This window comes from Amycolatopsis jiangsuensis, assembly GCF_014204865.1.
GTDB lineage: Bacteria > Actinomycetota > Actinomycetes > Mycobacteriales > Pseudonocardiaceae > Amycolatopsis > Amycolatopsis jiangsuensis.
The window spans coordinates 1,967,513-1,990,434 of record NZ_JACHMG010000001.1; the positions used below are offsets into that span (position 1 = coordinate 1,967,513).

Consider the following 22,922-nt stretch of genomic DNA (forward strand, 5'->3'; position numbering starts at 1 on the left):
ATGGCCATGCCGTTACGCCAGTCCATCCGGCTCGGTGGCTATCTGATGAAGCAGAAGCTGCGCCGCAACGAGAAGTTCCCGCTGCTGGTCGAGCTGGAACCGCTGTTCGCGTGCAACCTCAAATGCGGCGGCTGCGGCAAGATCGCCCAGCCGCACACGCTGCTCAAACAGCGGATGCCGGTGGAGCAGGCGGTCGGCGCGATCGAGGAGAGCGGCGCGCCGATGGTGTCGATCGCGGGCGGGGAACCGCTGATGCACCCGCAGATCGACGAGATCACCCGGCAGCTGCTGGACCGCAACAAGATCGTCTTCCTGTGCACCAACGCGTTGCTGCTGCACAAGCACATTCACAAGTTCACCCCGCACCGCAACTTCGCCTGGATGGTGCACATCGACGGCCTGGAGGAGCGCCACGACGCCTCGGTCCGCAAGGAGGGCGGGTTCCAGGCCGCGGTCGAGGCCATCAAACTGGCCAAGGACAAGGGCTTCCGGGTGATGACGAACACCACGTTCTTCACCGGGGACACCCCGCAGGACGTGATCGACGTGCTCGACTACCTCAACGACCTGGGTGTCGACAACATGCAGATCTCGCCCGGCTACGCGTATGAGAAGGCCCCGGACCAGGACCACTGGCTGGGTGTGCACCAGACCCGGGAACTGTTCTCGAAGGCCTTCGGCGGCGGCAACCGCAAGCGCTGGCGGCTCAACCACTCGCCGGTCTTCCTCGACTTCATCGAGGGCAAACGCGATCTGGAGTGCACGCCGTGGGGCATCCCGTCCTACTCGCTGCTCGGCTGGCAGCGCCCGTGCTACCTGCTCGACGACGGCTACGCCGAGACCTACCGGGAGCTCATCGAAACGACCGACTGGGACGCCTTCGGCCGCGGCAAGGACCCGCGATGCGACAACTGCATGGCGCACTGCGGTTACGAACCGACCGCGGTGATCGCGACGCTCGGCTCGCTCAAGGAAACCGTCCGGGCGGCGGTGGGCCACTGAACCTCCGGTGAGCGGCCGCGAAACCGCGGCCGCTCACCGCACGCGCAGCAGGACGTCGTGCAGTGCGGCACCGACGACCGCGGCACCGGCGCGGGTCATGATCGTGGCCGCGTGGTCGGCGCCGGCGATCCGCCGTGGACGGCCCAGCGCGGGCACCTCGGCGCGGAACCCCTCCAGCGCACCGGCGGAGTACGCCGGCGGCGTGCTCTTGCCCGCGCCCCATTCGGCGCACACGAACTCGGTCGGCGTCGCGAGCTCACGCCAGCGGTGCTCGCCGAAGAACACGTCCGTCGCGTCGGCCAGCACCGCTTCCCGGCTCAGCAGCACCCGGCCGTCCTCGAGATCGTGCTCCAGACAGTCGCGCAGCAGCGGATCGCGGGCGTCGAGCAGCGGATTGGCCCGGCAGAAGTACGCGAGATAGTCCTCGACGCCGTCCCAGCGCCGGGCGACCCGCTCCAGCTGCGGGGCGAACGCGGCCGGCACCGCCTCCGGCGTCAGCCCCGCCGGCAGCGCCATCGGCAGCCCACCGTCGACGAGCACGAGCCCCCGCACCCGCTCCGGCCACCGGGTGGCCAGCTCCACCGCGACGAAACCGCCCATCGACATCCCGCACACCGCGACGACCTCGAGCTCCAGCGCGTCGAGTACCCGCACCAGGTCCTCGGCGTGCCGGCGGATCGACGAGGTCCCGGCGACCCGGTGACTGCCCGCCCGGCCCCGCAGATCGGGCATCACGAGCGCAAGCTCCGGTGCCTCCGCGCGCAGCCAGTTCCACAGCCGGCAGTTGCTCGACACCCCGTGCACGGCCAGCACCGGCGCGCCTCCGCCGCCGGTGACCTCCACGGCCAGCTCGCCGCCTTCGACCGGTACCCGCACAGTCCTGTTCTCCGCCATGGCATCCACGGTAGCGGGACGAGCACAGTGGACGGTCCGGGACCCGGCGGTCAGCCCCGGCCCGGTCCGTCCGCTGTGGACTGCCGCAGCGGAACCTTGGTGATCTTGCCGGTCGGCCCCTTCGGCAGTTCCGGCACGATCCGCACCCGGCGCGGGTACTTGTACGCCGCGATCCGCTCCTTCGCCCAGGCCACGATCTCGTCCGGTTCGGCGTGCCCGCCGGGTTTCAGCGATACCACGGCCACCACTTCCTCGCCGAGCCGTTCGTCCGGCTCGCCGAGCACCGCGGCCTCGGCGACGGCGGGATGGCGGTACAGCAGTTCCTCGACCTCGCGTGGGTACACGTTGAACCCGCCGCGGATCACCAGGTCCTTCTTGCGGTCGACTACGTACACGAAGCCGTCCTCGTCGGCGTAAGCGAGGTCTCCGGTGTGGAACCAGCCGCCGCGGAAGGCCTGCGCGGTCTCTTCCGGCCGCTTGTAGTAGCCCTTGGTGATGCTGTGCCCGCGCAACACGATTTCGCCGACGTGCTCCGGCCCCGGCGGCAGCGGGGTGCCCTCGTCGTCGACGATGCGCAGCTGCACACCCCAGATCGGCTTGCCGATGGAGAGGACCTTCCGGTTGTCCGCACCCGGGTTCACGGTGGCGGTCGAGGCGGATTCGGACAGCCCGTAGCCCTCGAGGACCGGAATGCCGTACTTCGCCTCGAACGCCCGCAGGACCTGTTCCGGGATCGGTGCCCCGCCGGAACTGCCGATCCGCAGGCTGCTCGTGTCGTATCCGGAGGAATCCGCGGCGGCCAGCGCGTGGTACATGGTGGGCACCCCGGCCATCACCGTGATCCGGTCCCGTTCGATCGCGGCCAGCACCGCCCCGGTCTCGAACCGGGGCAGGATCGACACCGTGCGGGCGTTGCGCGCCGAAGCGTTGAGGATGCTGGAGAGGCCGTAGACGTGGAAGAACGGCAGCACCGCGAGAACCACGTCGTCCGGCACGGTGCCGAAGGTCTCGCTGCCGATGGTGCACGTCATGTACAACGAGAAATGCGACAGTTCGGCGCCTTTCGGGCGCCCGGTGGTGCCGCTGGTGTAGAGCAGCACCGCGGTGTCGTCGGCGGCGCCCGGGTACAGCTCGCCGTCGTCGCCGGCAGCGAGCAGATCCGCGAACGCTGTAACGCTCTCCGGCCATTTCCCGGTGTCGAGATCCCCGACGACGACCGGCTCGACCGCGGGCACCTCGCGCAGCGCCCGGGCCGCCTCCTGCGCCACCGCGTCGGCGGCGATCAGCAGCCGGGCGTCGGAATCGGCCAGGTGGTAGGCGATCTCGCCGGCCTTGAGCAACGGGTTCAGCGGCACCATGACCAGCCCGGCCTTGAGGATCCCGAAGTAGGCCACGACGAACTCGGGCACGTTCGGCAGCAGCACGGCCACCTTGTCCCCGGGGGCGAGGCCCCGTGCGCGCAACGCCACCGCGACCGCTCCGGCGGCCCCGTCCACCTCGGCGAACGTCCGGGCACCCCCGGGAAAGCGCAGGAAGTCCTTGTCCGGCTGGGCGAGTGCGGACTCGCGCAGCATCGTGGCCAGGTTGAAACTCACCCGTACCTCCGAACGTCGTTCGTGCCCGGGCACAGCGGCGTGCCCGGTCGTGGCCAGCGTAACGAGCCCGGTCCGTACCCGGCCGACGTCCGGACACATGGTTCGGCGGTCGAACGGATCCGGGTTACGGTGGGACGGTGCCCGACTCCCCCGCTTCCGCCACGCCCGCCGGCCCCGCGCCGGAGGCCACGGCGCAGGCCGTGCGAGCGCTCGCCCGGGCTTCCCGGGTGCTCGAGCGTTCGTCCGCCGCGCTGAACCTCGCCCACTACCGCGTGCTCGCCGCGATCTCCTCCGGGGACGAGCGGGCCTCCCGCGTGGCGCGGCGGCTCGCGCTCGGCCGCCCGGCGATCAGCGCCGCGGTCGACTCGCTCGGCAAACGGGGCCTTGTCGTCCGCGGGGACGTCGACGGCGACCAGCGCGCCACCGCGCTTTCCCTGACCCCGCAAGGAGAAACGCTGCTCGCCGAGGCCGAGGCCGAGATGGCCGTGCGGGTCGCCGACCTGGTGTCGCGCACCCCGGACCCGGAGCAGATGCTGCTCGCGCTCCGCTGGCTCGGATCGGCGATCGACGAGGCCGTCGCCGAACGGCAGGACCGCCGGTGACCGAACCGCGCTGCCCGAGCCGGACCGACGGAGCCGGGCCGGGCTGACGGAGCCGGGCCGGCTGTGGCCAGGCTGACAAGGCCGGGCCAGGCTGACCGAACCGGACCGACAGAGCCGGACCGGGCTGACCGGGCCGGACTGACGGAGCCGGGCCGACCGAACCGGGCCGACTGGGAGAGAACCGCGTAACCCTTGGCCACACCGGCGACGCCACCACCTCGGGCTGCCGCTCGCACGGGTCGCGAGGTCCGTAAAGGCCTCCCCTCGTGAATCAGATTCTCTGCGGGAGTCTTCACGGGCAGCTCCGGGTAAGCACAACGCGCCCGCAAGCACGCGCGGGCCAGCGAGCACGCGCGGGCCAGCCGGCAACCACGCGCGCGCCGGCGAGCGTCTGCGACCCCCAGGGTGGTGTGACCCCGGAACCACAGCCCTCCGCCGTTGCCCGGTAACCACTCGAAAGTCGCTCTTTGCGACCTGTTGACCTTTCCCGGAATGTCCGCGTATGGTCTAGACCACAATTCCACCCCTTCGCTCGACCACCCTCCCCACCGGGTCGCCACGCAGTGCGGTCCGCGGGATGCGTTGTGCCCGCACGCGGGAGGCGAGCACTCCCGAAGGAGCTGCCATGAAAGCGAACCGGAAACTCGTCGCCGCGCTGACCGGGGCCGCACTCGCCCCCGCGCTGGTGCTGATCAGCCCGGCGGGCATCGCCAGTGCGCACGGCTACATCAACTCCCCGCCCAGCCGTCAGGCGCAGTGCGCGCAGGGCACCGTCGACTGCGGCCAGATCAAGTACGAACCGCAGAGTGTCGAAGGTCCCAAGGGCCTGCACGACTGCAGCGGCGGCAACGCCCAGTACGCCGAGCTGAACGACGACAGCAAGGGCTGGGAGGCCACCCCCACCGGCACCACGGCGTCGTTCACCTGGACGTTCACCGCCCGGCACGCGACCACGAACTACGAGTACTACATCGGCGACGAGAAGGTCGCCGACATCGACGGCGGTGGCCAGCAGCCGCCGGAAACCGTGACGCACGAGGTGGATCTGAGCGGGCACACCGGCCGCCAGACCGTGCTGGCCGTGTGGAACATCGCCGACACCTCGAACGCCTTCTACTCCTGCATCGACCTCCAGGTCGGCTGACCCCGCACCCGAAAGCTCGTGCCCGGTAGCGTGGCGGCGCTACCGGGCACGTTTGTGTCCACGCTTTCCCGACTTTCGTCGTCACCCAAGCGGGGCAAGGACTTCGCCGTCCGGGAAGACCACTCGTCCCGCAACCGGGGAACCCGAAGATCACTCAGTTGGTCTAGACCCTTGCCCGCCCATGCCGGTTTCCGGTGGTGCCCGACTGGCCGAACGGGCACCTCCGCGGTGCCTCGTTGACCGGCGGACGCGGTCCTGATTAGCGTGCCCGGCACCGGACAACGGCGCGTTCAGGAGGCGACTTTCCTTGATATCCCGGCGAACTTTCCTCGGTGCTTCCGCAGCGGCCGCGACTTTCCCTTGGTGGGGCACGAATCTCGCCTCGGCCGCCACACCGGACACGGTGCGGGTCGCCTTCGACGACCAGTCCGGCGCCGGCGAGACCTACGCCTACATCACCGGCACCACGCTGGACAACCGGCTGGTCATCCTCAAGGCCGACGGCACCCCGTACTACCCGCCCTCTCCGGGCGCCGCGCAGACGCCGCTGGAGGAGGATTGCGCGATCCCGCTGAAATCGCTGTCGCAGGTGAGCGTGCCTAAGATGGCCGGCGCCCGGATCTACTTCGCGCTGGACACGAAGCTCGACTTCTTCGTCAACCCCGGCCCTGCCATGGTGCATCCGAACTTCCTGGCGAGCGAGGACCCGAACTACGCACGCGACTGGTCGTTCGTCGAGTTCACCTTCAACGACGACGTGCTGTTCGCGAACATCAGCTACGTGGACTTCGTGGCGATCCCGATGGGCCTGCACCTGAGCACCGCCGGTTCCGGCGAGCAGACCGTGCAGGGCCTGCCCGCCCGTTCCCTCGACCCGATCTGCGACGAGCTGAAGAAGCAGGGCGGACCGTGGGCAGGTCTGGTCGAGGACGACGGCGGGAAGGCCTTGCGCGCGCTGTCGGCACAGCATCGCGCCGACCAGTTCGACGGGTACCTCGACGGCTACATCGACCAGGTATGGGAGAAATACGGCGGCACCAAGCTGACCGTCGACTCGCAGCGACCCGACCTGGGCACGTTCACCGGCCAGGTTTCGGGCGACACACTCACCTTCGACAACGGCGAGAGCTTCGGCAAACCCGTGACCGCCGACGTGTGGAGCTGCGACAGCGGCCCGTTCGCGATCGCCGGCGACGCCAGCGAGGCCCGTAAGGCGATCGTCCCGCGCCTGGCCGCCGCACTGAACCGCACCACCCTGCTGGACAACGCGAACCAGCCGGTGGACGAGGACCCGGCGAAGTTCTACCAGGCCGAGGCGACCAACCACTACGCGCGGATCGTGCACAGCAAGCTGCCGGACAACCGCGGTTACGCCTTCCCCTACGACGACGTCACGCCCGGGCCCGACTTCAGCGGCGCGGTCCAGGCCGGCGACCCGGACACGCTCACCATCACGATCAACGCCCTGCGCTGAGCACCGTCCTCATCCGGTGAGGTCGCCTTCGCGTTCGTTCACGGCCGCGTAGAAGTCCAGCTTCTCCTCGTCCACCTCGACCCCGAGACCGGGACCGTCGGGAACGCGGAGGCGGCCACCGGAGCACTCCAGCGGCGCGACGATGTCGTCCGCGTGCAGGTAGTACATGCTGTCGATGGCGCGGGACAGCACCGGGGTGCTGGCCACCACCGCGAGGTGCGCCGCGGTGGCGATGCCGAGTTCGCCGCCGCTGTGCAGGTTCATCCCGAGGCCGAACGTCTCGCAGTGCGCGGCCAGCGCCTTCGTCGCCGCGATCCCGCCCCATTTGTAGACGTCGCCGTGGATCACGTCGACCGCGCCGAGCCGCACGGCCGGGGCGAACTCCTCGAACCGGACCACGCACATGTTGGTGCACAACGGGATCCGCACCTTCTCCCGGACCTGGCTCATCCCTTCGATGCCCACGCACGGGTCCTCGAGGTACTCCAGGTCCAGCTCCTCCAGCGCGAGCCCGGCACGGATCGAGTCCGGCACCGACCAGGCCGCGTTCGGGTCCACCCGCAGCTCGACCTCCGGCAGGGCCCGGCGCAGTTCGCGCAGGATCCGCACGTCCCCGCGGACGTCCTTGGTGCCCTTCAGCTTCACCGCGGTGAAACCGCCCTCGGCGACGACCCTGGCGGCGTGCTCGGCCAGCCCGTCGGCGAGTTCGGCGCCCTCCGCCCCCGGCGCGTCGGCGCGGGTGATCAACGCGGTGATCGGCACCTCCGTCCGCACCGGGCCGCCGAGCAGGTCGGTCAGCGACTGCCCGGTGACGCGGCCGATCAGGTCCCAGCAGGCCACGTCGAGTGCGGCGAGGGCGGCGTAACCCAGGTAGCCGTGGAAGAACGGCACCATGTGGTGACGCCGGTGGAACGCCTCCAGCGCGAACGGGCTGGTGCCCACCAGCTCCGCGCCGAGTTTCCGGGTCAGCTCGGCGACCGGACGGCCCCACATGGTCTCGCCCCAGCCCTCGGCGCCGGTGTCCGTGCGCAGCCGCACCACGGTGCGGGTCTCCCCGGTCTTGGTCTCGAACGAGCTGGTGAACGGATTGGTCAACGGCAGGTTCACGACCCGCACGTCGACGTCGGTGATCTTCATGCCTCCCCTTCAGTGGACGCGTGGGTTTCCCGGGTGGCCAGGTCGAACGCCCGGATCGCCTCGGCCAGTGCGGAACCACGCCGGCCGAGCAGTGCGGTCCCGCCGGCGGCGGTGGCCGCGGTGGCGTCGTCGGTGCTGCCACCGGCTCGCGCCCATTCGCCGTGCCGCTCCACGGTGAGTCCCGGGTACGGCGGTTCGGCGAACAACGGCGGTGGCGTGACCGCGGGGCGTGGTGCCGGTTCCCGCACCAGGTCCGGATGCGCGGCGAGCATCAGCGACGTCTCGAACACGCCCGCGTGCCCCGGCGTTCCGGCGTCCGCGCCGAGCGAGAAGTAGGAGCACGCCGCCAGCGCCACGTCGGCACGCAGCGAATACTGCTTGACCGCCAGCCGCATGATCTCGTCGTTGCCGCCGTGGCCGTTCACGATCAGCACCCGGCGGAAGCCGCTGGTGGCCAGTGAGTCCAGGACGTCGTCGAGCACCGCCTGCAAGGTGGTGGCCCGCAGGGAGACCGCGGCCGCGAACAGGTGGTGGGGGCTGTGCCCGAACGGCAGCGCGGGCAGCCGGACCACGTCTGGGTCGCCGCACAGCCGCGTGAGCGCGTCGTCGACCACGGCCTCGGCGAGCATCGTGTCGGTGCCCATCGGCAGGTGGCCGGCGTGCTGCTCCTGCGAGCCGATCGGCAGCAGCGCGATCCCCGTCCGGGCCGCGGTGGCCGCTTCCCGCCAGGTCATCCTCGTCAGTTCCGGCATGTGGGCTCCCCTCGGGCGTCCGGTCGTGGCATCGTGACCGCATGAGTTCCGGCGAACGTCCGGCGCTGCGGCTGGCCCCGGCCCCGGCGCCGGGTCCCGCGGAGACCGTGCTCGGCGCGGTCGAACTGCTGCCCGGCCGGGTCCGGGCCGCGCTGCTCGACCTGACCGGCGCCGTGCGGTGGCGGGCGGAAGCGGCCTATCCGGCGGGCACCTCCGACCGCGGCGAGATCGACGCCGCGCTGGCCGCGGCGGTCCGCTTCCCCGCCACGCCGGCCGGGGTCGGGGTCGCCGCCGCCGGGCTGGTCGACGCGAGCGCGGGCGTGATCATCGAGGTGAACGAGGTGCCCGCGCTGCACGGGTACCCGATCGTGCCGGTGCTCGCCGGGCTGGTCGGCGCGGCGGTGCACGTCGAGCACCGCGCCCGGCTGCAGGTCCTGGGCGACCGCTGGTTCGGGCCCGGTCGTGGACGCAGCGCGTTCGCGTCGGTGTCCACCGGCGAGGTACTCGGCGTCGGGCTGCTCCACGACGGTGAAGTGCTCGCCCCGCCCGGCGGGCGCAGCGGAGCGCACATGACGGTCGCGGCGAGCGGCCGCCGGTGCACGTGTGGTGCGCGCGGCTGCTGGAAGACGGTGGCGACCACGCCGTGGCTGCGCGGCGAGGCACACCGGCGCGGGCTGCGCGGGCAGACGGTCCGGGAGCTGGCCGCCGCCGGGGATCCGCTGCTCGACGAGTACGCCGCGAACATCGCGCTCGGTCTGGTGAACATCCAGCAGCTGTTCGCGCCAGGGCTGTTCGTCCTGCACGGCGAGGCGGCCGACGGCGGCGAACGCTTCCGCGCCCGCATCGAGCAGCGGCTGCGCGAGGATTCGTCGTGGGCCACCGGTGCGCGGCCGCCGGAGGTCGTGGTCCACCCCGGTCCGGCCGACGACGTCGCGCTGCTGGGCGGCGCGGGCCTGGTGTTGTCGCGCCACTGAGTTCATGCCGTCACCCGGCGGCGCGCCTGCCGTGGATCGGGATTCGGGACCGCGTCCAGCAGTGCCCGCGTGTACTCGTGCTCCGGTGCGGCGAACAACCGCCGAGCCGGGGCGAGCTCGACCACCTTGCCCGCTCGCAGCACGGCGACGCGGTCGGCGATCTGCTGCACCACCGCGAGGTTGTGCGAGACGAACACGTAGGTCAGCCCGAACCGGCCCTGCAGGTCGGCGAGCAGGTCGAGCACCTGGGCCTGCACCGACACGTCGAGCGCGCTGGTCGGCTCATCGAGCACGACCAGCCGCGGCCGCAGCGCCAGCGCCCTGGCGACCGAGATCCGCTGCCGCTGGCCGCCGGAGAACTCGTGCGGATAGCGGTCCTGGACCTGTGGCGGCAGGCCCACCGCGTCGAGCAGCTCACCGACGCGCTCGCGCAGCTTCGCCCGGCCACCACGGCCGCGCATCCCGCGCTCGTGCGTGACCAGCGGTTCGGCCACCACGTCGGTCACCCGCCAGCGCGGGTTCATGCTGGAGTACGGATCCTGCAGCACCACCTGCATTTCCCGGCGCACCTTGCGCAATCGCGCGGCGGGCAGCGCGAACAGATCCGCACCGTCGAAGTGCACGCTGCCCGCGGTCGGCTCGGCCAGCCGCAGCAGCAACCGGGTCAACGTGGTCTTGCCCGAACCGGATTCCCCGACCACCGCGAGGGTTTCGCCGGTCCGCACATCCAGGTCGACACCGTCCACCGCGGCCGCCGCGCCGTACTCCTTGCGCAGCCCGCGGATCTCCACCAGGTTCGTCATGCCCGCTCCAGTTTCGGTGTGGCCCGCAGCAACTCCCGCGTGTAGTCCTCGCGCGGCCGCTCGAACACCTCGGTCACCTCACCGGACTCCACCACCTGGCCCGAGCGCAGGACCACCACGCGGTCGGCGACCTCGGCGACCACACCGAGGTCGTGCGTGATCAGCAGGATCGCCATCCCGTGCCGGCGTTGCAGGTCCACGAGCAGTTCGAGGATCCGGGCCTGCACGGTCACGTCGAGCGCGGTGGTCGGCTCGTCGGCGATCAGCACCCGCGGCCGCCCGACGAGCGCCATCGCGATCATCACCCGCTGGCGCAACCCGCCGGACAGCTGGTGCGGGTACTGCCCGGCCCGCCGCTGCGGATCCGGGATTCCGGCTTCCCGCAACGCTTCCACCGCGGCCGCCCCGGCCTGTGCCCGGGAGGCGCCCTGGTGTTTGCGCACCACTTCGGCGACCTGCGCGCCGACCCGTTTCAGCGGGTTGAGGCTCGTCATCGGGTCCTGGAAGACCATCGCCACGTCGTTGCCGCGGATCCGCCGGAGGTCCTTCTCCGGCAGCCGCAGGACGTCGCGGCCGTCGAGCAGCACCTCTCCCCCGGCGTACACGCACGGCGGTTCCGGGTTGAGCCGCAGCACCGACAGCGCGGTCACGGTCTTCCCGCTGCCCGATTCGCCGACCAGCGCCAGGGTCTGCCCGGCCTCCACGGCCAGCGACACCCCGTCCGCGGCGGTCACCGTCCCGGTGGCCAGGCGGAACTCGATCCGCAGATCGGTGATTTCCAGCAGAGCACTCATGCGCGGTACGCCTTCGGGTCAGCGACGTCCCGCAGGACGTCTCCGGCGAGGTTGACTGCCAGCGCCGTGATCATCAGCGCCAGCCCGGGAAACACCGCCACCCACCACGACGTGCCGAGGTAGAGCTGACCGTCGCTGAGCATCCCGCCCCAGGTCACGGTCTGCTTCGGCACGCCGAGGCCGAGATAGCTCAGCGACGCCTCGGCCACGATCGCCGCGGCCACGTGCAGGGTGCCGATGGTGGCCAGCGGCGCGAGCACGTTCGGCAGCAGATGCCGCCGCATGATCGCCGCGTCGGTGACGCCGATCGCCCGCGCCTCGGTGACGAACTCCCTGGTGCGCAAGGAAAGCACCTCGGAGCGGAGGACACGGGCGTAGGACACCCAGCCGGTGAAGCCGAGCACCAGCACCACGTACCACAGGCCGGAGCCGAGGAAGCCGACGATGGCCAGCGCGAGCAGGATCGGCGGGAACGCCAGCTGGATGTCGGCCAGCCGCATCAGGATCCGGTCGAACCAGCCGCCGAGGAAGCCGGCGACCAGGCCGATCGCCGCGCCGATGACCCCGGCCAGCAGTGCCGCGCACGCGCCGACCAGCAGCGAGACGCGAGCGCCGTACACCAGCCGGGACAGGATGTCGCGGCCCAGCTGGTCGGTGCCGAGCAGATGCGCGGAGCTGCCGCCGGACTCCCATGCGGGCGGATTCAGCCGTACGAGCAGGTCCTGGGTGGCCGGGTCGTACGGCGCGATCAGCGGTGCGCACAAGGCGGCCAGCACCACGAGCACCAGCACGGTGACCGCGACGACGCCCAGTTTGTTGCGCAGCACCGAGCGGAGCAGACCCGGCCGGGACGAAGCCGCGGCGGGGACGGCGGTGGGCACAGCGGTCACGAGGTCACCCGCACTCTCGGGTCGAGCAGTGTGTAGGACAGGTCCACCAGCAGGTTCACCACCACGAACGTGGCGGCGAAGAACAGCACGGCGGCCTGTACGAGCGGGAAGTCCCGGTTCTGGATGGCCTCCACGGTCAGCCGGCCGAGACCGGGCCACGAGAACACCTGCTCGGTCAGGATCGCGCCGCCGAGCAGCGAGCCGACTTCCAGGCCCACCACGGTGATCACCGGCAGTGCCGCGTTGCGCATCCCGTGTGCGAGCACGATGCCGCCGGTGCCCAGGCCTTTCGCCCGTGCGGTGCGGATGAAGTCGGAGCCGAGCACGTCGATCAGCGACGAACGCAGCAGCCGCGCGATGACCGCCACGGAGTACACCGCGAGGGTGACCGCGGGCAGGACGAGATGGTCCAGCCCGCCGTACCCGGACGCCGGCAGCACCTGCCACTGCACGGCGAAGAGCAGGATCAGCAGGATGCCCACCCAGAACGCGGGCGTCGACTGTCCGATGAGGACACCGGTCATCACGCCGCTGTCCCCGGCCCGGCCGCGGCGCACCGCGGCGAACGTGCCGGCCGGGATCGCCAGCAGCACAGCGATCACGAGCGCGGCGCCGGCCAGCTCGAGCGTCGCGGGGACGCGGGAGAACAGCACCTCGGCCACCGGCTGGTCGTAGACGAGCGAGGTGCCCAGCTGCAGCCTCGGCAGGCCGCCGAGGAAGTCGAGGTACTGCGTAAGCAGAGGCCGGTCGAGGCCGAGACTCGCCCGCAGCGTCGCCTCCTGCCCCGCGGTCGCGTCCGGCGGCAGGATCAGCTTCACCGGGTCGCCGGAGAGCCGCACGAGGAAGAACGCCGCCGTGGCCACGAAGAACAACACCACGATCGCGGTGACCACTTTGGTCGCGACCGCGCGCAGGATCCCGGTGCTGGCGGCGGGCGGCCGGGTGGCGGGGACGGCCGGGGCGCTCACGCGCTCACCCTCGCCCCGGCCATGGCGAGGACTCCGACCACACCGGGCTGCCACCGCGGTTTCGTGTCGACCGCGTAGATGTTGTCGATCTGGTAGAGGAACACGAACGGTGCCTCCTGCTTGAGAAGCCGCTGCAGGCCGGAGAACGCCCGCTGCCGGTCCGCCGGGTCGAGCGACTGTTCCTCGGCGTCGACGAGCCGGTCGGCCTCGGCGTTGTGCCACCGGCTCTGCCTGCGGTCGTGGCGGACGTTGGACTGGACCAGGCTTTCCGCGTCGAGCGTCCAGCCGGTGCTGGCGGCGAGGTAGATCGGGCCGAGCGCGCCGCGGTTGCTCGAGGTGAGCCTGCTGCTGTACGTGCCGGTGTCCACCAGCTCCACCCGCGCCCGCACGCCGGCGCGGGCGAGCAGGCCGGAGATCGCCTCGGCGACGTTCGCGTCGGTGGTCTGTGCGGTGAGTGTGGTGTCGAACCCGTCCGGGAACCCGGCGTCGGCGAGCAGCTTCTTCGCCAGGCCGAGGTCGCGGGTGTAGGGCGCAACCGACGGATCGAAGCCGAACGACTCCCGCGGGAACATCGTGGGCACCTCGCGGGCCTTGCCGTCGAGCACCGCCTTGATCAGCAGCGGCACGTCGACGGCGTGGTTGAGCGCCTGACGCACCCGCACGTCCCGCAGTGGCCCCTGGGTGGTGTCCAGCGACAGGTAGGACGTGCGGATTCCCGGGTAGTGCCGGATCTCGACACCGCGGTACCCCTGGATCTGCAGTGCCGCGTCCGGGGTCAGGCCGGCGACGATGTCGACCTCGTCGCTCTGCAGCGAGGCCAGCGCCGACGACGGCTCCGGCATCGGCAGGAACACCAGCTCGTCGTAGTCCGGTCTCCCGCCCCAGTACCGCGGGTTCGCGCGCATCCGCAGCTGGTGGTCGCGCTGGAACTGCTCGAAGGTGAACGGACCGGTGCCCACCGGATGCTTCGCGAATCCCGCGGAGCCGACCTGCTTCAGGTAACCGGGCGGCACGGCGACCCCGCCGAACAGCGACACCTTCGCCGGGATGATCGGATCCGGCTGGCTGCACTGCAGATCCACGGTCAGCGCGTCCACCGCGACCGCCCGGCGCACGTACCGCAGTTCGACGATCGGCGACTTCGTGGCCGGGTCGAGCAGCCGGTTCAGGCTGAACGCCACCGCATGCGCGTCGCACGGTTCGCCGTTGTGGAAGCAGACGCCGGGGCGCAACCGGAACCGCCAGGTGAGCGGGTCGGGCGCGGACCAGGACAGCGCGAGACCGGGCGCGAGCCGGTTGTCCGGGTCCCGGGTGGTGAGCGTGTCGAACAGGTTGATCAGCACGTTCATCGAGAAGAGATCGCCCTGTCGCTGCGGATCGAGGGTCTTCGGGTCGGCGGTCTGCGCCACCCGCAGGACCCGGCCCTGGCTGCCGGTCGCGGTGCCGCACGCGGTCAGCGCGCCGGGCAGGGCGAGCGCGGGCAACGCCAGGCCACCCAGCCGGAGAGCGGTCCGGCGGCTCAGATGCGAAGGTCCGGCCACGGCCGTCCTTTCCGTGGATTGAAATCTTATTCCGTCACATGGAACACGATTGCGCTAAGGTAGGCCGCGTGAAGAAGGCTGTCAACGGTCCGTCCGGCGACCCCCGCGGCGCGGTCGACAAAGCGCTCGAAGTGCTGGCCATGCTCGCGCGTCCCGGGCGGCCCCATCGGCTCGCGGATCTCGCGCAGGCCTGTGCGCTGCCGAAACCGACCACACACCGGATGCTGCAGACGTTCGCCGAAGCGGGTTTCGCGGTCAGCGCCGGGAGCGGCCGCTACGACGTCGGCCCGCGGCTGCTGGGGCTGTCCGCGGCCGCGCTGTCCGGTAACCAGGCGATCCGGCCGGTACTCGCCGACCTGCGGCGGCGGACGGGACACACGGTGCACTACGCGGTACGGCATGCGGATCGGGCGGTGTACGTGGAGAAACTCGAACCGGACCAGGCATACCGGCTGAACACCCGCCCCGGCGGCGAAGTCCCGCTCCACTGCACCGGAGTCGGGCGCGCGATGCTGTCGAAACTGCCCGCCGGCGAGGTCGCCGCCCTGCTCGACGGGCCACCGTTGCGCGCACTGACCTCGAAGACCCTCACCGACCCGGCGGCGATCCGGCGCGAACTGGCCACTGTGGACACTCTTGGCTACGTCGTCGACGACGAACAGCACGAGCAGCACGTCCGGTGCGTCGCCGCGCCGGTGGTGGCCGGGGACGGGTCCGTCGTCGGCGCGGTGAGCGTGTCGGGGCTGACGTTCACGCTGCAGCCGGACAGCTTCGCCACCCTCGGGCCGCTGGTCGCCGAGGCCGCGAACCGGCTTTCCGCCACGCTCGGCGGAGCTCCCGTGCACTTGGTGTCCGATGAGGACTGAACTGGAGCGGATTCTGCGTGCGGGCCGGGAAAACCGGGTGTACTCGGCGGCCGCCTGGTCGGTCGGCACGGCCGACGGCGTACTCGACCGGGGCATGCTGGGCACGCGCTGGTGGGACGGCCCGCAGGTGACCGAGGACAGCCGCTGGGACCTGGCGTCGGTGACCAAACCCGTCGCCGGGATCGTGATCGCGGCACTCGCCGAGCGCGGCAGGCTGTCCTTCGACGACCCACTCCCCCGGCACCTGCCGGAGTACGCCGGCGGGGACAAGGCCGCCATCACCGTCCGGCAGCTGCTGTCCCACACCTCCGGGCTGCCCGGCGCGACCCCGTTGTGGCGCACGCATTCCACCCGCGCCGCGTTACTGGACGCGATCCGCACCGGCCCGCTGCGCACCCGCCCGGGAACGCAGGTGGAGTACTCGTCGCAAGGGTTCATCCTGCTCGGCCTGATCGCCGAAGCGGCCGGGCAGGCACCGCTCGACCGGCTCGTCGCGCAGTACGTCACCGGCCCGGCCGGCCTCACCGCGACCGGCTACGGTCCGGTGCCCGGCGCGGTCGCCACCGAGGATTGCCCGTGGCGGGGGAAAGTGGTCCGCGGGCAGGTGCACGACGAGAATGCCGTGGTACTCGGCGGAATCTGCGGGCACGCCGGGTTGTTCGCGCCACTGCCGGACCTCGAGCGGCTCGGGCAGATCCTCGCCGGCGGCGCGGCTTCCCTGCTGAAACCGGCCACCCACACCGAGATGACCACCGCCCACACCCGAGGCCTGCGTCGCGGCCTCGCCTGGCAGGGCCTCGACGTGCCAGGTTCCCCGGTGGGCACCGCGTTGACGGCGGATGCCTACGGGCACACCGGGTTCACCGGCACCAGCCTGTGGCTCGAGCCCGGCCGCGGCCGCTACTACGTGCTGCTCACCAACCGCGTGCATCCGAGCCGGGAGACCGCGGGCATCGAGGCCGTGCGCCACGCGTTCCACGACGCCGCGGTCGGGGTATGAGCCACCCCATAGTTCGACGTTCTTGAAACTAGCCTGCGCACACCTCTACTGTCGGAACCGACAGCACGCCCGCGCCGGGCGCCCGTCCGATGCCTCGGAGATCACCGCATGAGTCCCCTGTTCGAGCCGTACTCCCTCCGGTCGCTGACCATCCCGAACCGCGTCTGGATGGCACCGATGTGCCAGTACAGCGCGGCGCCGGCGGGCGAGGCGGCGGGTGTCCCGAACGACTGGCACTTCGCGCATCTGGCCGCGCGCGCCACCGGCGGCACCGGACTGGTGCTCACCGAGGCCACCGCGGTCAGCCCCGAGGCCCGGATCAGCCCGTACGACCTGGGCATCTGGAACGACACCCAGGTCGCGGGCTTCCGCCGGATCACCGGATTCCTACGGGAGCAGGGCACCGTCGCAGGCATCCAGCTGGGGCATTCCGGGCGCAAGGCGTCCACCGAGCGCACCTGGGTCGACCGGGGCGCGACAATCCCGCCGGACGCTCCGTACGGCTGGGTGCCGGTCGCACCCAGCGCACTGCCCTTCCGGGAGGATTCGACCACGCCGGAGGAACTGACCACCGACGAGATCGCCGCCGTGGTGCGGCAGTTCGCCGATGCCGCCCGCCGGGCCCGCGCCGCCGGTTTCGACGTGGCCGAGGTGCACGGCGCGCACGGCTACCTGATCCACCAGTTCCTGTCGCCCTTCACCAACCGTCGCACCGACGGCTACGGCGGCGACTTCGCGGGCCGCATCCGGCTCGCCGTGGAGGTGGTCGACGCGGTGCGCGGCGAATGGCCGGACGAGCTGCCGGTGTTCTTCCGCGTCTCGGCGACGGACTGGCTCAGCGAAAACCCCGGCGACGGCCGCGAAGGCTGGACCGCGGCGGAAACCGTGGCGCTGGCGAAGGAACTGCACTCCCGCGGCGTCGATCTGCTCGACGTGTCGACCGGCGGGGGCGTCCCGGACGCGCAGATCCCCACCGGACCCGGCTATCAGGTGCCCTTCGCCGAACAGGTGCGCAGGGACGCCGGCATGCCGGTGGCCGCGGTCGGACTGATCACCGAACCGGCCCAGGCCGAGGCCGTACTGGCCGAAGGCAGGGCGGACGCGGTGCTGCTGGGCCGGGAGCTGCTGCGTGACCCGTACTGGGCCCGGCGCGCGGCCGCGGAACTGGGCGCCACTGTCACCACCCCGGTGCAGTACCACCGGGCCTGACCGGGTGACCTCTGGTAGTCAGGGAGAGCACGCTCCGCGACCGAAAGGATCATCATGGAATACCGCAGGCTGGGCCGGTCCGGCCTCCGCGTTTCGGTGCTCACCATGGGCACCATGACCTTCGGCGGCAAGGACAAGTTCGGGTTGCTGGGCGACACCGACGTCGCGGGAGCGCGGCGGCAGATCGACCAGTGCCTCGACGCGGGTGTCAACCTGATCGACACCGCCAACATGTACTCGGCCGGGAAGTCCGAAGAGATCGTCGGCGAGGCGGTGTCCGGGCGGCGGGACCAGGTGCTGATCTCCACGAAGGTGCGCTTCGCGATGGGCAAGGGCCCGAACGACGACGGCCTTTCCCGCCACCACATCGTCGCGCAGGCCGAGGCCAGCCTGCGCCGGCTGGGGACCGATCACATCGACCTGTACCACGTGCACGAATGGGACGGGCAGACGCCGCTCGAGGAAACGCTGGAAGCACTCGACACCCTGGTGCGCTCCGGCAAGGTGCGCTACCTCGGGGTGTCGAACTACTCGGGCTGGCAGCTGATGAAGGCGCTGGCGACCGCGGACGCGCACGGGTACCAGCGCTTCGTCAGCAACCAGATCTACTACTCGCTGGAATCGCGCGACGCTGAGTTCGAGCTGGTGCCCGCGTCACTGGACCAGGGACTCGGCGTCCTCGTCTGGAGTCCGCTGGCCGGCGGGCTGCTGTCGGGCAAGTACCGCCGAGGGCAGCAGGCCGCCGACGGCAGGCACCTCACCGAATGGTCGGAACCACCGGTCCGTGACGAGGAAAAGCTTTACGACACCATCGAAACGGTCGTCGACATCGCATCCGGGCACGGCGTGTCCCCGGCGCAGGTCTCGCTGGCCTACCTGCTCGCGAAACCAGGCGTGACGTCCCTGGTGATCGGCGCCCGCCGAGACGAGCAGCTGGCCGACAACCTGGGTGCCGCCGACGTCCACCTCACCCAGGACGAGGTGGACCGGCTGGACCGGGTCAGCGCCCCGGTACTGGCCTACCCGTACTGGCACCAGGCGGCAGGCACGTCGGCCCGCTTCAGCGACGCCGACCGGGCATGGTTCGGCCCCGCACGCTAGCGCTGGGTCAGACGCGGCCGACGGTCTGACCGTGGTGTCGTGAGTGTTCAGGCCGGTTCTCACCGGCTTGGACACTCACGAGCCGGCGCTCCCTGCCGACCGCTTTCGTGGCACAGCACCAGCTTTGTCGGGCGGCAACGCCACGGCTGGACGCTCCCGCCGGCCGAGATGGCCGCGGCCGGGTTCGCGTTCCGGCGACGAAGCTCGTCGCAGTCGGCGTTTCCGGCAGCGGCGGGGTCGTCGCGGTCGACACCTCCGGCAGCGGCGAAGGTCGTCGTGGTCGGCATTCCCGGCAGCGGCGGAGGCCATCGCCGTCGACATCTCCGGCAGCGGCGAAGGTCGTCGCCGTCGGCATTCCCGCAGCGGCGAAGGCCATCGCCGTCGACATCTCCGGCAGCGGCGAAGGTCGTCGCCGTCGGCATTCCCGCAGCGGCGGAGATCGTCGGCGCCCGGCATTTCCGGCAGCGACGAGGTTCATCGCGGCCGGCACTTCCGGCAGCGACGAAGGCCATCGGTGCCCGGCTCGCGTTCCCGCGGCGGCGGAAGTGGTCGGCCTGTCCGTCGGCGAGTGCGGCTGCCGCCCCGGTCCACGTTCCCGGCGGCAGCTACGCTCTCCGCCCAGCCTTCGACACGCGTGCTGCCTCGGCCCGGCGAAAGTGCCCCGGCCGGTCGGCGTCGGTCCGATCGGCGTCGGTCCGATCGGCGTCGGTCCGATCGGCGTCGGTCCGATCGGCGTCGGTCCGATCGGCGTCGGTCCGATCGGCCCCGGCCGGTCGGCGTCGGTCCGGTCGGCGTCGGTCCGATCAGCACCCTGACCGCGCGAACCGGCCACAGCGCCGACCGAGGACTCGGGCCGGTGGGCTCACCCGCCGCCGGCCCTGGCCGCACCTCGCGCGCTAATCCGGCAACGCCTCCACGACGATCCGGCGGATCGGGATCAGATCGACGTCACCGACTGCGGGCCCCGGCGCGGCCGCCACCGCCTCTTCGACGCCGAACAGCGTGCGGAACACCCGGGGCAGCACCGTGCGTCCGACCAGGTCCTCGGCGAGGGCGTCCGCGGCCGGACCGTCCAGCCCGTACTGGCTGCTCAGGTATTCGGCCAGCCGCTCGCGGGTGGCGCCGTACATCGCCTCGAAGTAGGCGAACGCGCTGGCCGGCTGGCGTTCGGCCTCGGTCATGGTGAGCCGGGTCGTGCGCACCTGCGGTTCCCACACCATCAGCTGCAGGAAACGCCCGCAGAACAACGTCACCGCCTCGGACGGCTCCGCCGCGTACGCGTCCGGCGTGCGCAGCTTGTCCAGGTACAGCTCGCCGACGAGGTCGAGAACCGCGAGGAACAGCTTGTCCTTGTTCTCGAAGTGCGCGTAGAGCGACCGCTTGGACGTGCCGGCACGGGTGGCGACCGCGTCCATGGACGCCCGTTCGTAGCCGGTTTCCAGGAAGACCTCCTTGGCCGCCCACAAAATGTGCCGGCGCAGCTGGTCCCCCCGCAGCTGCGCACCGCCTTCTCGCACCATCGCCCTTGCCTTCCCGAAAAGTAAACGGTACGGTCGAGTTTACCTGATCCCGTCCCGGCCGTCCCTCCCGGCCATTCTCGTCCGATCCAGCTTCCAGGAGTATCACCATGATCGTCGTCACCACGCCCACCGGAAGAATCGGCAGCCGCCTCGTCACCCGGCTGCTCGCCGAGGAGCAGCCGGTGCGGGTGATCGCCCGCGCTCCGGCCGCACTCCCCGCCGACGTGCGGGCGCGGGCCGAAGTCGTCGAGGGTTCGCACCGTGATCCGGCAGTGCTCGGCCGCGCGTTCGAGGGTGCCGCGGCGGTGTTCTGGGTGTGGCCGGCCGACCGGCGTGCCTCCGACGTCGTGGAGGCCTACACCGAACCGACCAGGCCCGCGGCAGAGGCGATCCGGCGCCTGGGCGTGCTTCGGGTCGTCAGCGTGTCCGCCTTGGGCCGCGGCACGTCGTACGCCGGGCATGCGGGCAACGTGACCGGCTCACTGGCGATGGACGATCTGCTCGCCGGCACCGGCGCCGCGTTCCGGGCGCTCGCCATGCCGACCTTCATGGACAACCTGACGCGGCAGGTCCGGACCATCCGCGAGAAGGGCGTCTTCTTCGACGCGCTGTCCCCCACGCACGTCGGCCCGACGGCCGCCGCGCAGGACATGGCCGCAGTCGCCGCGCGGCTGCTCACCGACTCGTCGTGGACGGGCGCGGAAGAGGTTCCGGTGCTGGGCCCGGAAGATCTGACGCAGGAGGACCTGGCCGCCACCGTCACCGAAGTACTCGGGACGCCCGTGAAGTACGAACAGATCTCCCTGGCGGCCATGAAAGAACACATGCTCGCCGGCGGCGCGTCGGACGCCATGGCGCAAGCCATGGCAGACATGGCCGAAGCCAAGGAAAACGGCCTGGACTCTGGCGTCGCCCGCACCCCGCACCACGCCGTCGACGCACCCACGACGTTCCGCACGTGGTGTGAGGAGGTGTTGAAACCCGCCGTACAAGGCTCATGAACCCCACCCGCGGGAGACCACGGCCTCCCACAGCCACCGCAGCCTCCCACAGCCACCGCAGCCGCCCCAGCCGCCCCGGCCTCCCACAGCCACCCGCAGCCACCGCGGCCTCCCGGAGCCTCCGCGGCAAGCACACCGCCCCAACCACGCCACACCGAAACCGTTACCGGCGAACAAGTCCCCGACCCCACGACCGCGAACCACCCACCGAGTCTCCCGCGGCCCACCCGCAGAAACCGACCGCACACAACACCCCATGACGAGCACCCCGCCACCTACCCCGCGCCCCGCCCGACCACCCACACAACGGCACCGCTGCCACCAACCAAGTCCCGACCCCAACGCCGCAAACCACCCCGCCGAGACTCCCACGGCCCACCCGCAGAAACCACTCAGCCGAAACGCCTGACCACCAACGCCCCGTTACCTATCCACGATGCACGCGACCACCTGCAGGCCAACACCGTTGCCACCAAACAAGTCCCGACCCCACGCCGCAAACCACCCCACCGAAGCCCTCGCAGAAAACCAACCGCGCAATCACTCCACCGCCAGCCCTACCCCACGGCCAGCACGACCCACGCACTGACACCTATCCGCAAGACACCCGGCCGCCCTCAACGCCAACACCCAACCCGCGAAAAAGCCCGATCACCGCACGCCGAGGCCGCCACGCAAGACTCCACCCAGAAGGACATTGGCTCCCGCCCGCGAACCAGCTCGGCCACCACACGCCGAGCCCGCCACGAACGATTTCACCCGTCAGAAGGTTGACACCCACCTCGCAAGACGCCGACCAGCGGCACGCCGCCACCTATCCGCAAGACACCCGATCACCCACAGGCTCGCGTCCACCTCGAGGAACGTCCCGTCACCAGCACACCGACGCCTATTGCGCTAGACACCCAGTCACGCGCACTGGCCCCCGAAACGCCCGACCAGCAGCGCACCCACCCTGACTCCGCACGAAACGCCCGACCACCCATCGCCCACACCGGCCCCGCACGAAACGCTCGACCACCAGCACACCGGCACCCAGCCCACACGAAACGCTCGACCACCAGCACACCGACACCCGCCGGCGCACCACACCGAGAGACCGGGCCACGAACACGCCGGACCACGGGTCTGCCCATGCCCGCGCCTTCGCACCAAGGCGAACCGCACACTCACGCCAAGGCACCCAGCAACCACACATCGGCGCCCGTCCCGCGGACGTCGCCGGGGTTGCCCTGAGCCCGTGCCGGTCGCAGCCGGGTCAGTCCTTGCCGCGGAGGAGGTGGGCCAGGACTTCGGCTTGGCTGTGCGCGGGGTCCTTCGTCGCGGTCAGGAGGGTCAGCCGGCCGCGGGACGCGCGCGTGCGCAGAGTCGCCAGTGCCTCCGCGGCAGCAGGCTCGGACAGTTCGGTTCGGTAGCGGCGGGCGAACTCGGTGAAGCGCGCCGGATCGTGGCCGTACCAGCGGCGCAGCTCCGTGGACGGCGCCACGTCCCGGCACCAGTCGTCCAAGGCGGCCGCGTCCTTGGCCAGCCCGCGGGGCCACAGCCGGTCGACGAGGACTCGTTCACCGTCCGCAGAGGCAGGCGGGTCGTACACCCGGGCCACATGCACATCGGGAGAGGCCATGCCGCCATTGTGCCCTCGACGGGCCGGCCAC

At 71.2% G+C, this 22,922-nt stretch carries 21 protein-coding genes; 10 read left to right on the top strand and 11 right to left on the bottom strand.

All coding sequences use genetic code 11. The features are described 5' to 3' along the window. Complete coding sequence (hpnH, locus tag BJY18_RS08425; RefSeq protein WP_184779158.1) at window positions 1-1,002, top strand: adenosyl-hopene transferase HpnH; 1,002 nt, start codon at window positions 1-3, stop codon at window positions 1,000-1,002. A gap of 33 nt (window positions 1,003-1,035) precedes the next feature. Here the strand turns inward: hpnH and BJY18_RS08430 are convergent, their stop codons facing one another. Further along, on the bottom strand, window positions 1,036-1,896 hold the full coding sequence (locus BJY18_RS08430; RefSeq protein WP_184779160.1) for an alpha/beta fold hydrolase: 861 nt from the start codon (window positions 1,894-1,896) through the stop codon (window positions 1,036-1,038). Window positions 1,897-1,946: 50 nt separating this feature from the next. Beyond that, on the bottom strand, window positions 1,947-3,491 hold the full coding sequence (locus BJY18_RS08435) for a long-chain-fatty-acid--CoA ligase (RefSeq protein ID WP_184779162.1): 1,545 nt from the start codon (window positions 3,489-3,491) through the stop codon (window positions 1,947-1,949). Between the two features lie 137 nt (window positions 3,492-3,628). Between BJY18_RS08435 and BJY18_RS08440 the strand changes: the two genes are divergently transcribed. The 3 genes from BJY18_RS08440 to BJY18_RS08450 all read left to right on the top strand — a co-directional run bounded on the left by BJY18_RS08440 (window position 3,629) and on the right by BJY18_RS08450 (window position 6,711). After that, window positions 3,629-4,093, top strand: coding sequence for a MarR family winged helix-turn-helix transcriptional regulator (locus BJY18_RS08440; RefSeq protein ID WP_184779164.1), 465 nt, complete (start codon window positions 3,629-3,631; stop codon window positions 4,091-4,093). A 625-nt stretch (window positions 4,094-4,718) separates the two neighbouring features. After that, window positions 4,719-5,237 (top strand): lytic polysaccharide monooxygenase auxiliary activity family 9 protein, encoded by a 519-nt coding sequence (locus BJY18_RS08445; protein ID WP_184779166.1) that lies wholly within the window; start codon window positions 4,719-4,721, stop codon window positions 5,235-5,237. A gap of 403 nt (window positions 5,238-5,640) precedes the next feature. Continuing rightward, a complete protein-coding gene (locus tag BJY18_RS08450) occupies window positions 5,641-6,711 on the top strand; it encodes a glycoside hydrolase family 64 protein (RefSeq protein ID WP_446680339.1) in 1,071 nt (356 codons plus the stop codon). Between the two features lie 9 nt (window positions 6,712-6,720). Here BJY18_RS08450 and BJY18_RS08455 read toward each other — a convergent pair whose 3' ends face one another. Both BJY18_RS08455 and BJY18_RS08460 read right to left on the bottom strand, forming a co-directional pair. Further along, window positions 6,721-7,848: a mandelate racemase/muconate lactonizing enzyme family protein gene (locus BJY18_RS08455; RefSeq protein WP_184779170.1), complete on the bottom strand. Its 1,128-nt coding sequence runs from the start codon at window positions 7,846-7,848 to the stop codon at window positions 6,721-6,723. Continuing rightward, window positions 7,845-8,600, bottom strand: a complete 756-nt coding sequence (locus BJY18_RS08460) for a creatininase family protein (protein WP_184779171.1) — start codon at window positions 8,598-8,600, stop codon at window positions 7,845-7,847. Before BJY18_RS08460 ends, BJY18_RS08455 begins: the two co-directional genes overlap by 4 nt. A gap of 41 nt (window positions 8,601-8,641) precedes the next feature. Between BJY18_RS08460 and BJY18_RS08465 the strand changes: the two genes are divergently transcribed. Further along, a complete protein-coding gene (locus BJY18_RS08465) occupies window positions 8,642-9,574 on the top strand; it encodes an ROK family protein (protein WP_184779173.1) in 933 nt (310 codons plus the stop codon). A gap of 2 nt (window positions 9,575-9,576) precedes the next feature. Here BJY18_RS08465 and BJY18_RS08470 read toward each other — a convergent pair whose 3' ends face one another. From BJY18_RS08470 to BJY18_RS08490, 5 genes are read right to left on the bottom strand one after another with little or no spacing between them, the layout of a single operon-like run. Then, window positions 9,577-10,377: an ATP-binding cassette domain-containing protein gene (locus BJY18_RS08470; RefSeq protein ID WP_184779175.1), complete on the bottom strand. Its 801-nt coding sequence runs from the start codon at window positions 10,375-10,377 to the stop codon at window positions 9,577-9,579. Then, window positions 10,374-11,171, bottom strand: coding sequence for an ATP-binding cassette domain-containing protein (locus BJY18_RS08475; protein WP_184779177.1), 798 nt, complete (start codon window positions 11,169-11,171; stop codon window positions 10,374-10,376). Before BJY18_RS08475 ends, BJY18_RS08470 begins: the two co-directional genes overlap by 4 nt. Then, window positions 11,168-12,061, bottom strand: a complete 894-nt coding sequence (locus tag BJY18_RS08480) for an ABC transporter permease (protein WP_184779179.1) — start codon at window positions 12,059-12,061, stop codon at window positions 11,168-11,170. Before BJY18_RS08480 ends, BJY18_RS08475 begins: the two co-directional genes overlap by 4 nt. After that, window positions 12,058-13,029 (bottom strand): ABC transporter permease, encoded by a 972-nt coding sequence (locus BJY18_RS08485; RefSeq protein ID WP_184779181.1) that lies wholly within the window; start codon window positions 13,027-13,029, stop codon window positions 12,058-12,060. The genes BJY18_RS08480 and BJY18_RS08485 overlap by 4 nt, the downstream gene beginning before the upstream one ends. Further along, complete coding sequence (locus BJY18_RS08490; protein WP_184779183.1) at window positions 13,026-14,570, bottom strand: ABC transporter substrate-binding protein; 1,545 nt, start codon at window positions 14,568-14,570, stop codon at window positions 13,026-13,028. The genes BJY18_RS08485 and BJY18_RS08490 overlap by 4 nt, the downstream gene beginning before the upstream one ends. A 68-nt stretch (window positions 14,571-14,638) precedes the next feature. Here BJY18_RS08490 and BJY18_RS08495 point away from each other — a divergent pair, with 68 nt between their 5' ends. From BJY18_RS08495 to BJY18_RS08510, 4 genes are all read left to right on the top strand, one after another. After that, window positions 14,639-15,436 (top strand): IclR family transcriptional regulator, encoded by a 798-nt coding sequence (locus BJY18_RS08495; RefSeq protein WP_312873791.1) that lies wholly within the window; start codon window positions 14,639-14,641, stop codon window positions 15,434-15,436. Next, on the top strand, window positions 15,426-16,436 hold the full coding sequence (locus tag BJY18_RS08500; protein WP_184779187.1) for a serine hydrolase domain-containing protein: 1,011 nt from the start codon (window positions 15,426-15,428) through the stop codon (window positions 16,434-16,436). The genes BJY18_RS08495 and BJY18_RS08500 overlap by 11 nt, the downstream gene beginning before the upstream one ends. 108 nt (window positions 16,437-16,544) lie before the next feature. Continuing rightward, window positions 16,545-17,645 (top strand): NADH:flavin oxidoreductase/NADH oxidase, encoded by a 1,101-nt coding sequence (locus BJY18_RS08505; protein ID WP_184779189.1) that lies wholly within the window; start codon window positions 16,545-16,547, stop codon window positions 17,643-17,645. Between the two features lie 54 nt (window positions 17,646-17,699). Further along, the gene (locus BJY18_RS08510; protein WP_184779190.1) at window positions 17,700-18,746 is read left to right on the top strand and encodes an aldo/keto reductase; all 1,047 of its coding nucleotides are present in this window, start codon (window positions 17,700-17,702) and stop codon (window positions 18,744-18,746) included. A gap of 896 nt (window positions 18,747-19,642) precedes the next feature. Here BJY18_RS08510 and BJY18_RS08515 read toward each other — a convergent pair. Next, window positions 19,643-20,266, bottom strand: coding sequence for a TetR/AcrR family transcriptional regulator (locus tag BJY18_RS08515; protein WP_184779192.1), 624 nt, complete (start codon window positions 20,264-20,266; stop codon window positions 19,643-19,645). Between the two features lie 107 nt (window positions 20,267-20,373). Between BJY18_RS08515 and BJY18_RS08520 the strand changes: the two genes are divergently transcribed. Next, window positions 20,374-21,267 (top strand): NAD(P)H-binding protein, encoded by an 894-nt coding sequence (locus BJY18_RS08520; protein ID WP_184779194.1) that lies wholly within the window; start codon window positions 20,374-20,376, stop codon window positions 21,265-21,267. Between the two features lie 1,258 nt (window positions 21,268-22,525). Here the strand turns inward: BJY18_RS08520 and BJY18_RS08525 are convergent. Then, complete coding sequence (locus BJY18_RS08525; protein ID WP_184779195.1) at window positions 22,526-22,891, bottom strand: DUF488 domain-containing protein; 366 nt, start codon at window positions 22,889-22,891, stop codon at window positions 22,526-22,528. Window positions 22,892-22,922: the final 31 nt, after the last annotated feature.